Below are 18,272 nucleotides of genomic sequence, written 5' to 3'. Positions count from 1 at the left end.
GGTCGCCGCGGCCGGCACGACGGCGGTCGCCCCAGCGGCCGCGGTGGCGCCGATGGCGCCGGTGGCGGCGGTGCCGTCCGATGCGGCGCCGGTCGAGCCGTCGGGCTTCGGCTTCCACGAGCCGATGTACTTCCTCATCGGCGGACGCGACCCGGTATCTGCGCGCTTCCAGTTCAGCTTCCGTTACCGCATCTTCGACGAGCAGGGCGTGGTGGCGGAGACGATCCCGGTGGCGAGCGGGCTCTACTTCGGCTTCACCCAGACCTCGCTGTGGGACCTGCAGTCGGAATCCAAGCCATTCCGCGATTCGAGCTTCCGCCCTTCGCTGTTCTACCGCTTCGCGCTCGACGACCCGCAAAAGCGCGGTTCGCTGGCACTCTCCGGCGGTTACGAGCACGAATCGAACGGCAAGGAGGACATGCCCTCGCGCAGCATCGACACGCTCTTCGTGCGCGCCGACGCGCGCCTGCGCCTGGACGAGTCCGGCTCCTACCTCGGCGTCGTGCCCAAGGCGTGGACCTACCTCGATCGGGAGGACAATCCCGACATCGCGCGCTACCGCGGCCACGCCGAGCTCGGCCTGCGCCTCGGCCGCGACGACGGCTGGCTGTTCTCCACGCTGATCCGGCGCGGCACCGAGGGCAAGATGGGCACCCAGTACGACCTGTCCTATCCGATCCGGCGCAGCGTGTTCTCCGGGGTGGGCGCCTTCGTCCATCTGCAGGCCTTCAAGGGCTATGGCGAGACCCTGCTCGAGTACGACGAGAACAAGGAAGCGCAGTACCGCATCGGGGTCTCGCTGGTACGCTAAGATCACCCGACGCCGCGTGGCCGGGCTCCCTCCGACGCTGCGCGCAAGGAATCCCGAGGAGAATCCGATGACCCATGCGATCCGAATCCACCGCACCGGCGGCCCCGAAGTCCTGCAGTGGGAGGCCGTCGAGCTGCCGCCACCCGCGACCGGCGAGGTGCGCCTGCGCCACCATGCGGTGGGGCTCAACTTCATCGACACCTATCACCGCAGTGGCCTGTACCCGCTGACGCTGCCGTCCGGGCTGGGCATGGAGGGGGCGGGCGTGGTGGAGGCGGTCGGCGACGGTGTCGCCGAGCTGAAGGTGGGCGACCGCGTGGCCTATACCAGCGGCCCGCTCGATGCCTATGCCGAGGCGCGCAACATCGAGGCGCGCCACCTGGTGCCGTTGCCGGACGACATCTCCTTCGAGCAGGGCGCGGCGATGATGCTGCAGGGCATTACCGCACAATACCTGTTGCACGCCACCTACCCGGTCAAGGCGGGCGAGACCATCCTGGTGCATGCGGCGGCGGGTGGGGTCGGCTCGATCCTGGTGCAGTGGGCGAAGCAGCTCGGCGCAACCGTGATCGGCACCGTGGGCAACGATGACAAGGCGCAGCGCGCGCGCGCGCTCGGCTGCGACCACGTCATCGTGTACTCGCGCGAGAACTTCCCCGAGCGCGTGCGCGCGCTCACTGGCGGCGAAGGCGTCGCGGTGGTGTACGATTCGGTCGGGCGCGACACCTTCCTCGATTCGGTCGCCTGTCTGCGCCGCCGCGGCACCATGGTGAGCTACGGCAACGCCACCGGTCCGGTCGCCGCCTTCGATTGCGCCTTGCTGCACAAGGCGGGCTCGGTCTATGTCACTCGGCCCGGGCTGCCCGACTACATCGCCAGCCGCGCGGAGCTCGTCGAACGCGCCGCGGCGCTGTTTGAGGTGGTGCGCAGCGGCCAGGTGAGGATCGAGATCCTGCAGCGCTATGCGCTGAAGGACGCGGCCCAGGCGCACCGCGACCTCGAGGCGCGCAAGACCACCGGCTCGACGGTGCTGTTGCCCTGAGTGTCGGCGGCGGGGGCGGGCGGCGTCGGGTAAAATCCGCGCCATGAATCCTGCTGCCCCCTCCACGGCCGAAGCGCCCATCGTGCCGAGCGCTCCGCGCTTCGTGCATCTCCGCCTGCACTCCGAATATTCGATCACCGACGGCATCGTCCAGCTCGACCAGGCGATCGCCGCCGCCGCGGCCGACGGCATGCCGGCGCTCGGCGTCTCCGATCTCGCCAACCTGTTCGGCATGGTCAAGTTTTACAAGGGCGCGCGCGGCAAGGGCATCAAGCCCATCGTCGGCGTCGACGCCTGGATCCGCAACGAGGCCGAGCGCGACAAGCCGCAGCGCGTGCTGCTCATCTGCAAGAACCGCGCGGGCTATGGTCAGCTGTGCGAGCTGCTGACGCGCGCCTACCTCGAGAACAAGCACCGCGGCCGCGCCGAGATGCGCCGCGAGTGGTTCGAGAATGGTGCGGCAAGCGCGCTGCTGTGCCTGTCGGGTGCGATGAGCGGCGACATCGGTGCGGCGATCGCGGCCGGCAACCTCGCGCTCGCCGAACAGCTCGCGGCCGACTGGGCGCGGCTGTTTCCGGACGCCTTCTACATCGAGATCCAGCGCGCCGGGCATCCCGGCACCGAGTCCTACATCCGCCACGCGGTGGAACTCGCCGGCCGGCTCGGCCTGCCGGTGGTGGCGACTCACCCGGTGCAGTTCCTCAAGCGCGAGGATTTCAAGGCACACGAGGCGCGCGTCTGCATCGCGCAGGGCTACGTGCTCGCCGACAAGCGCCGGCCGCGCGACTTCACCGAGGAGCAGTACCTCAAGAGCCAGGCGGAGATGTGCGAGCTCTTCGCCGATCTGCCCGAGGCGCTCGAGAACGCGGTCGAGATTGCGCGCCGCTGCTCGCTCACCGTGCAACTCGGCAAGAACTTCCTGCCCTTGTTCCCGACGCCCGAGGGCATGACGCTCGACGACTTCCTCGTCGCGGAGGCGAAGAAGGGGCTGGAGGAGCGCCTCGCCCAGCTCTACCCGCACCCGGAGGAGCGCAAGCGTCAGCGCCCTCGCTACGAGCAGCGGCTGAAGTTCGAGACCGACACCATCATCCAGATGGGCTTCCCCGGCTACTTCCTGATCGTGGCCGACTTCATCCAGTGGGGCAAGAACAACGGCGTGCCGGTCGGGCCGGGGCGGGGCTCCGGCGCGGGCTCGCTGGTGGCCTACTCGCTCAAGATCACCGACATCGACCCCCTCGAGTACGCGCTGCTGTTCGAGCGCTTCCTCAACCCCGAGCGGGTGTCGATGCCCGACTTCGACATCGACTTCTGCCAGGACAACCGCTACCGCGTCATCGAGTACGTGCGCGAGCGCTACGGCAAGGACGCGGTGAGCCAGATCGCCACCTTCGGCACCATGGCCTCGAAGGCGGTGGTGCGCGACGTCGGCCGCGTGCTGGATCTGCCTTACGGCCTGTGCGACCGCCTCTCCAAGCTGATCCCGATCGAGGGCGCCAAGCCCGTCTCGCTGAACAAGGCCTACGAGATGGAGCCGCAGATCGGCGAGATGATGGCCGACGGCAACGACGGCGAGTCGGTGCGCGACCTGTGGAGCCTGGCGCAGCCGCTGGAGGGCTTGAGCCGCAACGTCGGCATGCACGCCGGCGGCGTGCTGATCGCGCCCGGCAAGCTCACCGACTTCTGTCCGCTCTACATCGCCGACGGCGACGACGCCACGCCGGTGTCGCAGTTCGACAAGGACGACGTCGAAGCCGTGGGCCTGGTCAAGTTCGACTTCCTCGGCCTGCGCAACCTGACCATCATCGAGCTCGCGCTGGAGTACGTGGCGCGCCTGGAGGGCAGCCGTCCGGACCTGATGAGCCTGGGCTTCGAGGATCCCGCCGCCTACCAGATCCTCAAGGACGCCAACACCACGGCGATCTTCCAGGTCGAATCGGACGGCATGAAGAAGCTGCTCAAGAAGCTCGCGCCCGACCGCTTCGAGGACATCATCGCGGTGCTCGCGCTCTACCGTCCCGGCCCGCTCGGCTCGGGCATGGTGGACGACTTCATCCTGCGCAAGAAGGGCCAGCAGGAGATCGACTACTTCCACCCCGACCTCAAGGCCTGCCTGGAGCCGACCTACGGCGTGATCGTGTACCAGGAACAGGTGATGCAGATCTCCCAGATCATCGGGGGCTACACGCTTGGCGGTGCCGACATGCTGCGCCGCGCGATGGGCAAGAAGAAGGCCGACGAGATGGCCAAGCACCGCGCCACCATCGCCGAGGGTGCGAAGCAGAAGGGCTATGACCCGGCGCTCGCCGAGCAGCTCTTCGACCTGATGACCAAGTTCGCGGAGTACGGCTTCAACAAGTCGCACACCGCGGCCTACGCGGTGGTCACCTACCACACCGCCTGGCTCAAGGCGCACCACTGCGCGGCCTTCATGGCGGCGACGATGTCGTCCGACCTGGACAACACCGATACCGTCAAGATCTTCTACGAAGACACGCTCGCCAACGGCATCAAGGTGCTGCCGCCGGATGTCAACGCCTCCGACTACCGCTTCGTGCCGGTGGATCGCAAGATCATCCGCTACGGCCTGGGCGCGGTGAAGGGCGTGGGCGAGCCTGCGGTGCGCGCGATCCTCGCCGCGCACGAGAAGGGCGGAGACTTCCGCGACCTGTTCGATTTCTGCGAGCGCGTCGATCGCCGCATGGTAAACCGCCGCGTCATCGAGGCGCTGATCCGCGCCGGCGCGATGGACACCCTGCCGGGCCACAAGGGCCTGGACCGCGCGCAGCTGATGGCGACCGTCGCGCTGGCGATGGAGGCGGCCGAACAGGCGGCGGCCAACGCGATGCAGGGTGGGCTCTTCGACCTGATGCCGGAGGCCGCGGGCGCGGCGCCCGAGTTCGCCAAGGTGCGTGCGTGGACCGAGCGCGAGCGCCTCAAGGAAGAGAAGCTCGCGATCGGCTTCTTCCTCTCCGGCCATCCCTTCAACGCCTTCAAGCCCGAGGTGCGCCGCTTCGTGCGCCGCACGCTGGCGCAGCTCGAGCCCTCGCGCGACATCACCATGCTGGCCGGCGTGGTGATGGAGCAGCGCACCAAGGTCGGCAACCGCGGCAAGATGGCCTTCGTGCTGCTCGACGACGGTACCGAGCCGCGCGAGGTCACGGTGTATTCCGAGGTGCTGGAGGCGAGCCGCGGCAAGATCGTCACCGACGAGGTGCTGGTGGTGGAGGCCAAGGTGAGCAACGACGATTTCTCCGGTGGCCTGCGCATCAACGCCGACCGCCTGCTCACCCTCGGCGAGGCGCGCAGCCGTTTCGCACGCGCGCTGTCGCTACGCATCGACGGCGAGCTTGCCGCCAGCGGCGGTGCGGCGGGCGCGGCCGGCAAGCTGCAGACCCTGCTCGAGCCCTTCCGCGAGGGCGGCTGCCCGATCCGCGTCCGCTATCGCAACGCCGCCGCCGAAGCCGAGCTCCCGCTCGGCGACGGGTGGCGCGTGCGCCTGGACGACGCGCTGCTGGAGAGCCTGCGCGAATGGCTGCCGGGCGAGGCGGTCGAGGTGGTGTACCCCTGAGGCGCCGCCCGGTGCGGTGACGACTGCGGCGTGGAATGGAGGCGCTGCAATCGCGACTTGCGTCGCTCCCACGGGAATCGAACATGCGCTGGGGGTCTGCGGGTTTTCGTAGGAGCGACGCAAGTCGCGATCACAGCGCATGAACTCCCACGGCGCGCAACGGGCGCGCCGCGTCGCCGTCGCGGAAGTCGAGGGCGCTTCGTTCGGGTCGGGCTGTGCTCAAACCGTCGGACGCTGCTCGAAGCCGGTGAGGCGCTCGAGTTCGGCCTCGAACACCTCCACCCGCGACACGCGCGCATTCTCCGGGCCCCGGTGGGCCCAGGCGACGAAGGTTTCGACCTTGACGAGCGGGCCGATCGCGAGCGCCTCGACCGTTCCGTCGCTGCGGTTGCGCACCCAGCCCGAGAGGCCGAGGCGCGCCGCCTCGGCGGTCGCGCTGCCGCGATACCAGACGCCCTGCACCCTGCCGTGGATGCGCAGGCGGCGGGCGATGGCGTCCGCCGCCGGCGCGCTTGCAGCGGGCAGCGGTGATTTCCCGTCGGGCATGCTCGAGTGCTGTTCAGGCGTGGGCGATTTCCGCTCAGGCATAGGCGATCTCCGGCTCGCGCCCGCTCAGGCGCTGGGCGCGGATCAGCGCCTCGGTGAGGTTGGCGGCGATGTTGTCGTCGCCGAGCTTGTCGCTGAAGCCCGAGCGGAACACGATCGAGCCGGGTTGCGAGTTGAGTCCGCACAGCACGAGGTGGGCGCCGCGCTTCTGCAGGTTGCGGTGCAGGGTCTGCAGGATGTCCAGGCCGGTGGTGTCGATGTTGATCACCTTGTCGAGGTCCAGCACGACCACCTCGGGGTGGCCGGGCAGCCCGAGCAGCAGGTTCTCGAGCTTGTTGGCGGCGCCGAAGAAGAGGCTGCCCTTGAGCTTGTAGGCGACGATGCGCGGCGTGCCGTCGGGGTGGGACAAGGCTTCGACGCCATAGAAGTCTTCCAGTGGCACGCGGTCGATGCGGGTGAGGTCGGACATGCGGTAGATGAAGAATAGGCTCGCGAGCGCCATCCCGATCTCGACCGCCAGGGTGAGGTCGAACACCACGGTGATGAAGAAGGTGCCGAGCAGGATGGTGCGGTAGTTGAGCGAGTAGCGCGCGAGCTCCTTCGGCGCGAAGGCGTGCCACTCTCCCATGTTGATCGACACGATGACCACGATCGCCGACAGCGTGGCGAGCGGGATGTGGCTGGCGAGCGGGGCGAGCGCGAGCACGATCGCGAGCAGCACGCCGGCGTGGATCATGCCGGCGATCGGGGTGCGTCCGCCGGTGCGGATGTTGGTCGCGGTGCGCGCGATCGCGCCGGTGGCGGCGAAGCCGCCGAAGAGCGGCGCGGCGACGTTGGCGATGCCCTGCGCCATCAGCTCCTGGTTGGGGTCGTGGCGGTCGTCGATCTGGCTGTCGGCGACGCGCGCCGAGAGGAGCGACTCGATCGCGCCGAGCAGCGCGATCGTGATCGCCGGCGCGATCAGCTTGCCGAGCGTGGACAGGCTCAGTTCCGGCAGGCCGAAGGGCGGAATTTCCTGCGGGATGCCGCCGAAGCGGCTGCCGATGGTGTCGACCGGGAGCGCGATCAGGGCGTTGATCGCGGTCAGGATGATCAGTACCGCGAGCGGGCCGGGCAGGCGGCGCATCCACGCGGTCTTCACGGCCTGGCGGTTCCACGCCACCAGGATCGCGAGCGACACGAGCGCCACCGCCACCGTGGGCAGGTGCAGCGTGGGCAGCGCCGCGGCGAGCGCCCCCATCTTGGCGAAGAACTCGCCCGGCAGGTCGGCGATCTGCAGGCCGAGGAAGTCCTTGATCTGCGAGATGAAGATCACCACCGCGATGCCGTTGGTGAAGCCGATCACGACCGACAGCGGGATGAAGCGGATCATGTTGCCCAGGCGCAGCGCGCCCATGGCGAACAGCAGCACGCCCGACATCATGGTGGCGATGAGCAGGTTCTGCACGCCGAGGTCGGCGACGATGGCGTAGATGATCGGGATGAAGGCGCCGGTGGGCCCGCCGATCTGCACCTTGGAGCCACCAAGGAAGGCGATCAGGAAGCCGGCGACGATCGCGGTCCAGATGCCCGCGGTAGGCGACATGCCACTGGCGATCGCGAACGCCATCGCGAGCGGCAGCGCGAGCACGCCCACGGTGATGCCCGAGGAGAGGTCGCCGACGAAGGTCGCACGGCTGTAGCCGGGCAGGGTGTCGAAGAGCTTGGGACGGAAGTCGAGTTTCATGTTGTCTCCGCTGCGTACTGGTTCAGGACGGGGCGCGAGGCCCGGGCGGCGCCGCCGCCATCGAGGGCAGGCAGGCGGCGCGGAGCGCGGAGACGGTCACCCTCGGCCGGCGTGATGCAGGACGATCCAGCGTTTCGAGGGTGTGAGCGGCATGACGGCGACTCGGTGCGGCTTACTTCACCTTCATGCCGGGGTGCGCGCCGGCGTCGGGTGAGAGCAGGAAGATCCCTGGCGTGTTGCCGGCGGCGTCGGAGGCTGCGAGCACCATGCCCTCGCTCATGCCGAACTTCATCTTGCGCGGCGCGAGGTTGGCGACCATCACCGTCAGGCGCCCGATGAGCGTCGCCGGGTCGTAGGCCGACTTGATGCCCGCGAAGACCTGGCGCGGTTTCGGGTTGCCGGACTCGTCGGCCTCGCCGATGTCGAGCGCAAGCCGGATCAGTTTGTCGGCGCCTTCGACGTGCTGGGCATCGACGATCCTCGCGATGCGCAGCTCGACCTTGGTGAAATCGTCGATCGTGATATGCGGCGAGGCGGTCTCCGCAGCCTGGGCCGAATGCTGCTGTTTCTCGGCGTGGCGCTGCTGCGAGGACGCCGCCTCGGTGTCCTTGGCAGGCTTGTCTGTCTTCGCGGGCGCCGCCGTCGCCGGAGCGAGCGACTCGCGGTTGGCCTCGAGCAGGGCGTCGATCTGCTTGCGCTCGACGCGGGTCATCAGGTGGCTGTAGGCCTGGATGGCATGGCCGGCAGGCAGCGCCGCCCAGTCGCCCTGCCAGTCCATGGCCGGGATGGCGAGGAAGGTTTCGACCTGCGCGGCGAGCGCCGGCAGCACCGGCTTCAGGTAGCGGGTGAGGTCGCGGAACATGGTCAGCGCGGTGCTGCACACCGTGTGCAGGCGGGCTTCCTGGCCTTCCTGCCTGGCGAGTTCCCAGGGCTTGTGGTCGTTCACGTACTGGTTGGCGAGGTCGGCCAGGCGCATGACCTCGCGCAGCGCGCGGCTGTAGTCGCGCTCCTCGAACGCGGTGGCGACTCGGCCCTCGCTCCAGGCGGCGGCGAACTCGGCACAGGCGGCGGCGTCGGCCTCACCCAGGCGGCCGTCGAAGCGCTTGCCGATGAAGCCGGCGCAGCGGCTGGCGATGTTCACGAACTTGCCCACGAGCTCGGAATTGACCTTGGCGATCATGTCGTCGAGGTTGAGGTCGACGTCCTCCATGGTGCCGTTCGACTTGCCGGCGAAGTAGTAGCGCAGCCACTCGGGGTCGAGCTTCTGCGCGATGTAGGAGTGCGCGGTGATGAAGGTGCCGCGGCTCTTGCTCATCTTGGCGCCGTCGACGGTGAGGAAGCCGTTCACGCACAGCCGGCTGGGCGTGGCGTAGCCGGCGAACTTCAGCATCGCGGGCCAGAACAGGGCGTGGAAGTAGAGGATGTCCTTGCCGATGAAGTGCACCATCTCGGTGCCGGCCGCGGCGGCGCGGGCGGCGTCGGTGTAGTCCTCGACGGCGATCGTCTCGCCCGCGGCGGCGCGCTTGGCAGCGAGGTTGCGGAAGCTGGCGAGGTAGCCGATCGGTGCGTCCAGCCACACATAGAAGTACTTGCCCGGCGCACCCGGAATCTCGAAGCCGAAGTAGGGTGCGTCGCGCGAGATGTCCCAGTCGGAGAGCGTGTTCTCGCCTTCCTCAGTTGCGTTTTCTCCGAGCCACTCCTTCATCTTGTTGGCGGCTTCCATCTGCAGGCGGCGCTCGCCGGCGGCGTTGGTTCCGCGCGTCCATTCGCGCAGGAAGGCGACCGCGCGTTCGTCCGACAGACGGAAGAAGTAGTGCTCCGAGGTCTTCAGCACCGGCTTGGCGCCGGACACCGCGGAATAGGGGTTCTTGAGCTCGGTGGGGGCGTAGGCCGCGCCGCAGGCCTCGCAGTTGTCGCCGTACTGGTCGGGGGCGCCGCACTTCGGGCACTCGCCCTTGATGAAGCGGTCGGGGAGGAACATCTCCTTGACCGGGTCGTAGTACTGCTCGATCGAGCGTGTGTCGATCAGGCCGCCCGCCTTCAGTCTGGCGTAGATGTCCTCGGCATAGAAACGGTTCTCGGCGCTGTGCGTCGAGTGGTAATTGTCGAATGCGACGCCGAAGGCGGTGAAGTCGCGCAGGTGCTCGCCGTGCACGCGCTCGATGAGCTGCTCGGGCGTGAGCCCTTCCTTTTCGGCGCGCAGCATGACCGGCGTGCCGTGGGTGTCGTCCGCGCACACGTAGTGCACCGAGTGGCCGCGCATGCGCTGGTAGCGCACCCAGATGTCGGCCTGGATGTAGCCCACGAGGTGGCCGAGGTGGATGTCGCCGTTGGCGTAGGGCAGGGCGTTGGTGACGAGGAGCTTGCGGGACATGATGGGTGCGGGAACCGGTGCCGGATAAAGTCGAGAGTTTAGCAAAGCGGCACGCGATGCCGCGCCGTGGCGCGCGCTCAGGGCATGCGCGAGAGGATCAGCTCGATGCGGCGGTTGCGCACGCGGCCTTCCTCGGTGGCGTTGGACGTGAGCGGATCGGCCTCGCCGCGACCGTCGGCGGCGAGGCGGTCGAGGGCGATGCCGCGCTCGCGCAGCCACGCCACCACTGCCTCCGCGCGCGCGATCGACAGGCGCAGGTTGACCATCTCGCTGCCTTGGCTGTCGGTGTGGCCGACCACCCGCACCGCCACTCCGGCCTCGGCCGCGAGCGCGGGCGCGAGCGCGTCGAGCGCGCGTCCGAGCGTCGGACGGATTGCCGGACTGCCGCTGGCGAAGCCGTCGGCGACCGGGATCTGCACGCGGAAGCCCGTGTCGCCGGCGCTGCCGATCTCGACTCCCGCGAGGCCGGTGGTGGCCTTGGCGAGCTGCTCGCGAAGTGCGGCCCAGGACGGTTCGGGCGGTGCGGTCCGCACCAGCGCATGGCGGTGGATCGCGTCGGTGGCCGTGCCATTGCCGCCAGGGCTGGCGCAGGCGGCGAGGAGGCCGGCGAGCAGGGTGGCGGACACGAGGGCCGTCGGGAAGCCGGGTCTGTGGCGGGAATTGCGCAAAGTCATGTGCATGTGGCGCCTGCATGCGGCGCGCGGGAAATTCGTCGAACGGGGTCGGGTGCGGGGGCGGGCGAGAAACCCTGCGCAGAACGCGGATGAGTCCGGCGCTGCGCTCCGGTATGATTCTGCCGCTTCCACCCGGCGGCGGGTGCACCGATTTTCGAGGAAAACGCGATGAGTCTTGATCAGCAAACCGTAACCGAAGCGCTCAAGCAGGTGATCGATCCCAACACCGGCAAGGATTTCGTGGCGGGGCGCAGCATCCGCAACCTGTCGGTGCAGGGTGGCGAGGTCCGCTTCGACGTCGAGCTCGGCTACCCGGCGAAGAGCCAGCACGATCCGATCCGCGCGCTGCTGAGCGAGGCCGTGGCCAAGCTGCCGGGCGTGGAGCGCGTCGCCGTGACGGTGTCTAGCAAGGTGGTCGCGCACGCGGTGCAGCAGGGCGTCAAGCTGCTGCCGGGCGTGCGCAACATCATCGCGGTGGCCTCGGGCAAGGGCGGCGTGGGCAAGAGCACGACCGCGGTGAACCTCGCGCTCGCGTTGTCGGCCGAAGGTGCCCGCGTCGGCCTGCTCGACGCCGACATCTACGGTCCCTCGCAGCCACAGATGCTGGGCATCGGCGACCAGCGCCCGGTGTCGGAGGACGGCAAGACCATGACCCCGCTGCAGGCCTTCGGGCTGCAGGCGATGTCGATCGGCTTCCTGATCGACCCCGATACGCCGATGGTGTGGCGCGGCCCGATGGCCACGCAGGCGCTCAACCAGATGCTCAAGGACACCGCCTGGGACGACCTCGACTACCTCGTCATCGACATGCCCCCGGGCACCGGCGACATCCAGCTCACCCTGTCGCAGAGCGTGCCGGTGACCGGCGCGGTGATCGTCACCACGCCGCAGGACATCGCGCTGCTTGACGCGCGCAAGGGCGTGAAGATGTTCGAGAAGGTGGGCGTGCCCATCCTCGGCGTGGTCGAGAACATGAGCATCCACATCTGCTCGAAGTGCGGCCACGAGGAGCACATCTTCGGCCAGGGTGGCGGCGAGAAGATGTGCGCGGACTTCAAGGTGCCCTTCCTCGGTGCGCTGCCGCTCGACATCCAGATCCGCACCGAGGCCGACAGCGGCGCGCCCACCGTGGTCGCCGATCCGGATGGCCGCATCGCCTCGATCTACAAGCAGATCGCGCGCAAGGTGGCGGTGCGCATCGCCGAGCGCTCGAAGGACATGACGCACAAGTTCCCCAACATCGTGTTCAAGTCCGCCTGATTGCGCAGGCCGCGCCCGTCCGTAGCGGCGGGCGCGCACGTCGAGCGTGCCCGCCGTGCGCCAACTTCGCGCGATCCGGCCGCGATTCGTTTTCCCTCCGCCTTTCGTCCGCCGCTTGCCTGCCTTACACTACGCGGCTTTTCACGGACGGCCTCCGCCGCCCGCACCGCAACCCGCCGGAAGACGCGCCCATGTCCATCAAGTCCGACAAGTGGATCCGCCGCATGGCCGAACAGGCCCGCATGATCGAGCCCTTCGCGCCGGAACTGGTGCGCAGCAACGACACCGGCCGCATCGTGTCCTACGGCACCTCGAGCTATGGCTACGACGTGCGCGTGGCGAACGAATTCAAGATTTTCACCAACATCAACTCGACCATCGTCGACCCCAAGGACTTCGATGCGCGCAACTTCGTCGACTTCACCGGCGACGTGTGCATCATCCCGCCGAACTCCTTTGCACTCGCGCGCACGGTCGAGTACTTCCGCATTCCGCGCAGCGTGCTGACCGTGTGCCTGGGCAAAAGCACCTACGCGCGCTGCGGCATCATCGTGAACGTCACCCCGCTCGAGCCCGAGTGGGAAGGCCACGTGACCCTCGAGTTCTCCAACACCACGCCGCTGCCGGCGAAGATCTACGCCAACGAGGGCGTGGCGCAGATGCTGTTCTTCGAGTCGGACGAGGTGTGCGAGACCTCGTACAGGGATCGCGGCGGCAAGTACCTCGGGCAGACCGGCGTCACCCTGCCCAAGATCTGAGCGCCTTCGCTTCGCCGACCTTCCTCCACGGGGCCGCCTGACGGCCCCTTGTGCTTTTTCGAACCAATTTCGGTAACGCGCGGGCAATCTTCGCCGGAGTACACTGCCGGCTTTACCCGGCCCGCACGGACCCGCTGGAGACGACCAGGATGAGATTCCACTTCCCCATCATCATCATCGACGAGGACTTCCGCTCGGAGAACACCTCGGGACTGGGGATCCGCGCGCTCGCCAAGGCGATCGAGGAAGAGGGCATGGAAGTGCTCGGCGTCACCAGCTACGGCGACCTGACGTCCTTCGCGCAGCAGCAGAGCCGTGGCTCGACCTTCATCCTGTCGATCGACGACGAGGAGTTCTCCTCGCCCGAGGCCTCGGCCAAGGCGATCGCCGACCTGCGCGCGTTTGTCGTCGAGATCCGCTTCCGCAACGCCGACATCCCGATCTTCCTGCACGGCGAGACGCGCACCACGCGCCACATCCCCAACGACGTGCTGCGCGAGATGCACGGCTTCATCCACATGTTCGAGGACACGCCGGAGTTCATCGCGCGCTACGTGGTGCGCGAGGCGAAGAACTATCTCGATTCGCTGGCGCCGCCCTTCTTCCGCGCGCTGGTGCACTACGCGGCCGACAGCTCGTACTCGTGGCACTGCCCGGGGCACTCGGGTGGCGTTGCTTTTCTGAAAAGCCCGGTGGGGCAGATGTTCCACCAGTTCTTCGGCGAGAACATGCTGCGCGCGGACGTGTGCAATGCGGTCGACGAACTCGGCCAGCTGCTCGACCACACCGGGCCGGTGGCGGCCTCGGAGCGCAACGCGGCGCGCATCTTCAACTGCGACCACCTGTACTTCGTCACCAACGGCACGTCGACGTCGAACAAGATGGTCTGGCACACCACGGTGGCGCCCGGCGACATCGTGGTCGTCGACCGCAACTGCCACAAGTCCATCCTCCACTCGATCATCATGACCGGCGCGGTGCCGGTGTTCCTGACGCCGACGCGCAACCACTACGGCATCATCGGCCCGATCCCGCTGGAGGAGTTCTCAATGGAGAACATCCGCAAGAAGATCGAGGCCAACCCCTTCGCGCGCGAGGCGAAGAACAAGAAGCCGCGCATCCTCACCATCACCCAGTCGACCTACGACGGCGTGGTGTACAACGTCGAGGCCATCAAGGAGCTGCTCGACGGCGAGATCGACACCCTGCACTTCGATGAAGCCTGGCTGCCGCACGCCGCCTTCCACGACTTCTACGGCGACTATCACGCGATCGGCGCCGATCGTCCGCGCTGCCGCGAGTCGATGGTGTTCGCCACCCAGTCCACCCACAAGCTGCTCGCCGGACTCAGCCAGGCCTCGCAGATCCTGGTGCAGGACTCGCAGACCCGCAGGCTCGACCGCGACATCTTCAACGAGGCCTACCTCATGCATACCTCGACCTCGCCGCAGTACGCGATCATCGCGTCCTGTGACGTGGCGGCGGCGATGATGGAGGCGCCGGGCGGCACCGCACTGGTCAATGAATCGCTCTCCGAGGCGGTGGAGTTCCGTCGCGCGATGCGCAAGGTGGACGCCGAATTCGGCGACGACGAATGGTGGTTCCAGGTCTGGGGGCCGGAGTACCTGGCCGAGGAGGGCATCGGCGAGCGCGACGACTGGACGCTGAAGGCCGGCGAGCGCTGGCATGGCTTCGGCAACCTGGCCGAGGGCTTCAACATCCTCGACCCGATCAAGGCAACGATCATCACCCCGGGCCTGAACATGGACGGCGACTTCGCCGAACACACCGGCATCCCGGCGGCGATCGTCACCAAGTACCTCGCGGAGCACGGCATCATCGTCGAGAAGACCGGCCTGTACTCCTTCTTCATCATGTTCACCATCGGCATCACCAAGGGCCGCTGGAATACGATGGTGACCGAGCTGCAGCAGTTCAAGGACGACTACGACCGCAACCAGCCGCTGTGGCGCGTGATGCCCGAATTCATCGCCAAGCATCCGCGCTACGAGCGCGTCGGGCTCAAGGATCTGTGCGACCAGATCCACAGCTTCTACAAGGCCAACGACGTCGCCCGACTGACCACCGAGATGTATCTGTCGGACATGGTGCCGGCGATGAAGCCCGCCGACGCCTTCGCCAAGATGGCGCACCGCGAGATCGAGCGCGTGGCGCTCGACGAGCTCGAGGGCCGCGTCACCGCGATGCTGGTCACGCCCTATCCGCCGGGCATCCCGCTGCTGATCCCGGGCGAGCGCTTCAACGCGACGATCGTGCGCTACCTCAAGTTCGCGCGCGACTTCAACGCCCGCTTCCCCGGCTTCGAGACCGACATCCACGGCCTGGTCAAGGGCGAGGACGGGCGCTACCACGTGGATTGCGTGAAGGGCTGAGCCGCTCCCGCCGCAGGGGGTGTCGAATGACGAGGGTCGCGCGATGCGGCCCTTGTCGTTTCTGCGGCAGGGCAGTCGGCGCGGCCGTCGGGCTCAGCGCCGGCAGTAGCGCACGAAATCGAAGTCGAAGGCGTTGTCGGCGTCGGCGTGGTGTGTCTCGCGACGCTCCTCGACGAACCGCGCCGGATCGACGGCGGGGAAGTGCGCATCGCCCTCGACGTCGGCTTTCACCTCGGTGAGCTCGAGGCGGTCGGCGAGGGGAAGCAGCTGGGCGTAAAGTTGGGCGCCGCCGATCACGAACAGTGTCTGGGCCTCGCCGGCCGCGGCGATCGCGGCCGCGGGGTCGGCGAAGCATTCGGCGCCTTCGGCACGGTAATCCGGCGTACGGCTCACCACGAGGTTGCGCCGTCCTGGCAGCGGGCGGCCGAGCGATTGCCAGGTCTTGCGCCCCATCAGGATCGGGTGCCCCAGGGTGAGGGCACGGAAATGCTGCAGGTCGGCCTTCAGCCGCCAGGGCAGCTCGTTATCGCGGCCGATCGTGCCGTTGCGCGCGACCGCGGCGATGAGGACGATCTCGGGCTTCTTCATACCGCCACCGGGGCCTTGATGTGCGGATGCGGGTCGTAGCCTTCGAGCGCGATGTCCTCGAAGCGGAAGCCGAAGAGGTCGCGCACTGCGGGGTTCAGGCGCAGCGTCGGCAGGGGGCGCGGGGCGCGCTCGAGCTGCTCCCGCGCCTGCCTCAGGTGGTTGCTGTAGAGGTGGCAGTCGCCACCGGTCCACACGAAATCGCCCGCTTCGAGCTCGCACACCTGCGCCACCATGTGGGTGAGCAGGGCATAGGAGGCGATGTTGAAGGGCACGCCGAGGAAGATGTCCGCGCTGCGCTGGTAGAGCTGGCATGACAGGCGACCACCGGCGACGTAGAACTGGAACAGCGCGTGGCAGGGCGGCAGGGCCATGGCGTCGACTTCGCCCGGATTCCATGCCGAGACGAGATGGCGGCGCGAATCCGGGGTGCGCCGGATGCTTTCGACGACGCGTGCGATCTGGTCGACGCTGCGCCCGTCTGCGGTCTCCCAGCGCCGCCACTGCTTGCCGTACACCGGGCCAAGCTCGCCGTCGGCGTCCGCCCATTCGTCCCAGATCGACACGCCGTTTTCTCTCAGGTAGCGGATGTTGGTGTCGCCCTGCAGGAACCACAGCAACTCGTGGATGATCGAGCGCGTGTGCAGCTTCTTGGTGGTCAGGAGCGGAAAACCGTCCTGCAGGCGGAAGCGCATCTGCCAGCCGAACACCGACAGGGTTCCGGTGCCGGTGCGGTCGGTCTTGGGGTCGCCGTGCTCGAGCACATGGCGCATCAGGTCGAGGTACTGTCGCATCGTCGCTCCCGGAAAAGGCGAGATTCTACTGTGCAGGGCGAAGGATCTGTGATGGCGGTGGCGATACGATCGCTTCGTCCCGGCGTGTATGCGGTGGACATCGCCGTGGACGCTGGTTCAGAATGTGACGAAATCTTTCGTGCGACGCCTGTTTTCCCTGGGGAACACAGGCAGGGCGCGGTTTGTGCGGAGAAAGCCCTTTGGACCAGCCCAGGACGCTCGACTACACGCCTGCCGGTGTGCTCGCTGGTGGAGGCAACCCGGTCGCGGGCCTGGAGGCGGCGACTGCGACGCTGCGGGCATTGTACAAACCGGGAAGCCAGAAGACGGAGGTCGCGGGCTTGCATGTGGTGTCCAGCTTCGACGACGCCTTGCGTGAAGCAGTCGAGCGCTCGGCGCCGGTCGGGGTGCGCGCTCTGGCAGGCGCCGCGCCCGAGCGTGACCACGCGTGGTGGGTGCGTTGGCTCGCAGGGGTCCGGGATGCCTGGATGGCAGTGTGCGATGGCTATTGGTGTCTCTCCCCGTCGAACTCGGTGGCCGCCTCCGAAGAGATCCGGTTGCGTCTCGCGAGCAGCGTGGTCGAGGCGCTGAAGTGGTCCGCCTGCGATCGCTTCGGCCCCGAGGAGGTGCTCTGGGGGCGCATCGGCCAGTTGTTCTCTTCCTCGCCGCAGGCCCGCGACAGCGTCGTCGGCGGAGACTTGCACAGCATCGGGCGCGAATACCTGCGCGCGGTCGCCCACTACAGCATCAACCTCGATCAGGTCGAGCTCGAGATGGGCGTCGCGCTCGGGCACGTGGTGGATATTTGCCTTCCGTTTCTCTCCCTCGATCGGCGCGCGGCGGATGTTCCGCAGTATGTGGTCATCCCCGAGGAGGGAACCATCCCGGTGCGCCAGATGGGCAAGCACCGGGATGGCGAGTGGCGTTTCGCCCCGTGGGCGGCGGGGGAGTTGCTGACCGAGTTCTCGAGGCAGCTCGCGCGCTCGATCGTGCCCGCTCCGTTCGGGCGCCTGCCACTCGAGCATGCCCGCGCAGCCGTCGAATACCTGCGCATGCAGTGGTCGCATACCCCTCCGGTGCGCACACGACGCCGTTACGCCCAGGAGGCGAGCGCAGATATCGCGCGGGGATTGCACGCCTGTGCCGCGGTGATCGGCGGGCAGCCCTTGCCGGTGCCGCGAAACTGGAGGGTGGTCGATTTCAGTCGCAGCGGCCTGCAGATTGTCGCCAACAGCGACCCGACGCGCGCGTGGCCAGACATCGGTGAACTCCTCGGCATCCATTTCGTGGACGGCGAAGGCTGGCAGCTTGGCATCGTGCGCCGGTTGCGCATGTGGGCTGCGCACGCGGGTCTGGGCATCGAGTTGCTGGCTCGCAGTCCGACGCTCGGCGTGATCGATGACGGTCGCGCCAGCGTGGACGGCATCCTGTGCGATCTCCCGAGCAAGGGCGAGGCCTTGCGCGTCTTGATGCCCGCCAATGCGCCTGCGCTCGCCGAGCCGGTCTTCGTCAAGACCGCGGGGGCGGTCCATAAACTACGCTCGCTCGGTGTTCTCCGGCGCGAAGCCGGTTATCAACTGCAGGTGTTCCAGGTTCTGTAAGTCCTTAGGCGCTCCTTGGCCGATCCGACCGGCCGTTCGCGGTTGTCGGATGCAAGGGGGGGGGCGGGGATTTCTTTGGTTGGCGTCGTGCGAGGGCGACGCAGGTCGAGTGTGCTTGGCGTGGATGGCCTGTGGTTTTG

At 67.9% G+C, this 18,272-nt stretch carries 13 protein-coding genes; 7 read left to right on the top strand and 6 right to left on the bottom strand.

What is annotated here, in order from left to right; all coding sequences use genetic code 11:
* The 3 genes from C665_RS12575 to dnaE all read left to right on the top strand — a co-directional run.
* Positions 1 to 811, top strand: an 811-nt coding sequence (locus tag C665_RS12575) for a phospholipase A (protein ID WP_004312338.1), incomplete at its 5' end; no start/stop codon positions are given.
* A gap of 67 nt (positions 812 to 878) precedes the next feature.
* Entirely contained in the window at positions 879 to 1,853 is a 975-nt protein-coding gene (locus tag C665_RS12570) for a quinone oxidoreductase family protein (RefSeq protein WP_004312336.1), read from the top strand.
* A gap of 43 nt (positions 1,854 to 1,896) precedes the next feature.
* Entirely contained in the window at positions 1,897 to 5,421 is a 3,525-nt protein-coding gene (dnaE, locus tag C665_RS12565; RefSeq protein ID WP_004312335.1) for a DNA polymerase III subunit alpha, read from the top strand.
* A gap of 219 nt (positions 5,422 to 5,640) precedes the next feature.
* Here dnaE and C665_RS12560 read toward each other — a convergent pair whose 3' ends face one another.
* The 4 genes from C665_RS12560 to C665_RS12545 all read right to left on the bottom strand — a co-directional run bounded on the left by C665_RS12560 (position 5,641) and on the right by C665_RS12545 (position 10,693).
* Positions 5,641 to 6,009, bottom strand: coding sequence for an acylphosphatase (locus C665_RS12560; RefSeq protein ID WP_370695913.1), 369 nt, complete (start codon positions 6,007 to 6,009; stop codon positions 5,641 to 5,643).
* Positions 6,002 to 7,693: a SulP family inorganic anion transporter gene (locus C665_RS12555; protein ID WP_004312333.1), complete on the bottom strand. Its 1,692-nt coding sequence runs from the start codon at positions 7,691 to 7,693 to the stop codon at positions 6,002 to 6,004. The genes C665_RS12560 and C665_RS12555 overlap by 8 nt, the downstream gene beginning before the upstream one ends.
* 172 nt (positions 7,694 to 7,865) lie before the next feature.
* Positions 7,866 to 10,067 (bottom strand): methionine--tRNA ligase, encoded by a 2,202-nt coding sequence (gene metG / locus C665_RS12550; RefSeq protein ID WP_004312332.1) that lies wholly within the window; start codon positions 10,065 to 10,067, stop codon positions 7,866 to 7,868.
* 77 nt (positions 10,068 to 10,144) lie between these two features.
* Complete coding sequence (locus tag C665_RS12545; RefSeq protein WP_370695912.1) at positions 10,145 to 10,693, bottom strand: OmpA family protein; 549 nt, start codon at positions 10,691 to 10,693, stop codon at positions 10,145 to 10,147.
* 216 nt (positions 10,694 to 10,909) lie between these two features.
* Here C665_RS12545 and apbC point away from each other — a divergent pair, with 216 nt between their 5' ends.
* From apbC to C665_RS12530, 3 genes are all read left to right on the top strand, one after another.
* Positions 10,910 to 12,001, top strand: a complete 1,092-nt coding sequence (gene apbC, locus C665_RS12540) for an iron-sulfur cluster carrier protein ApbC (protein ID WP_004312329.1) — start codon at positions 10,910 to 10,912, stop codon at positions 11,999 to 12,001.
* A gap of 191 nt (positions 12,002 to 12,192) precedes the next feature.
* Entirely contained in the window at positions 12,193 to 12,759 is a 567-nt protein-coding gene (gene dcd, locus C665_RS12535) for a dCTP deaminase (protein WP_004312328.1), read from the top strand.
* A gap of 149 nt (positions 12,760 to 12,908) precedes the next feature.
* Complete coding sequence (locus C665_RS12530) at positions 12,909 to 15,152, top strand: arginine/lysine/ornithine decarboxylase (protein WP_004312326.1); 2,244 nt, start codon at positions 12,909 to 12,911, stop codon at positions 15,150 to 15,152.
* Positions 15,153 to 15,245: 93 nt separating this feature from the next.
* On the opposite strand, the gene C665_RS12525 is transcribed toward C665_RS12530, so the two are convergent.
* Together C665_RS12525 and C665_RS12520 are read right to left on the bottom strand one after the other, a co-directional pair.
* Positions 15,246 to 15,740: a dihydrofolate reductase gene (locus C665_RS12525; protein WP_004312324.1), complete on the bottom strand. Its 495-nt coding sequence runs from the start codon at positions 15,738 to 15,740 to the stop codon at positions 15,246 to 15,248.
* On the bottom strand, positions 15,737 to 16,531 hold the full coding sequence (locus tag C665_RS12520; RefSeq protein ID WP_004312322.1) for a thymidylate synthase: 795 nt from the start codon (positions 16,529 to 16,531) through the stop codon (positions 15,737 to 15,739). The genes C665_RS12525 and C665_RS12520 overlap by 4 nt, the downstream gene beginning before the upstream one ends.
* A gap of 200 nt (positions 16,532 to 16,731) precedes the next feature.
* Here C665_RS12520 and C665_RS12515 point away from each other — a divergent pair, with 200 nt between their 5' ends.
* The gene (locus C665_RS12515; protein WP_012585094.1) at positions 16,732 to 18,132 is read left to right on the top strand and encodes a hypothetical protein; all 1,401 of its coding nucleotides are present in this window, start codon (positions 16,732 to 16,734) and stop codon (positions 18,130 to 18,132) included.
* The last annotated feature ends 140 nt before the right edge of the window (positions 18,133 to 18,272 follow it).

It is taken from the genome of Thauera aminoaromatica S2, from assembly GCF_000310185.1.
GTDB classification, from domain to species: domain Bacteria; phylum Pseudomonadota; class Gammaproteobacteria; order Burkholderiales; family Rhodocyclaceae; genus Thauera; species Thauera aminoaromatica.
The sequence above is the reverse complement of the archived record's forward strand: the minus strand, read 5'-3'. Positions and strand labels throughout refer to the sequence as shown.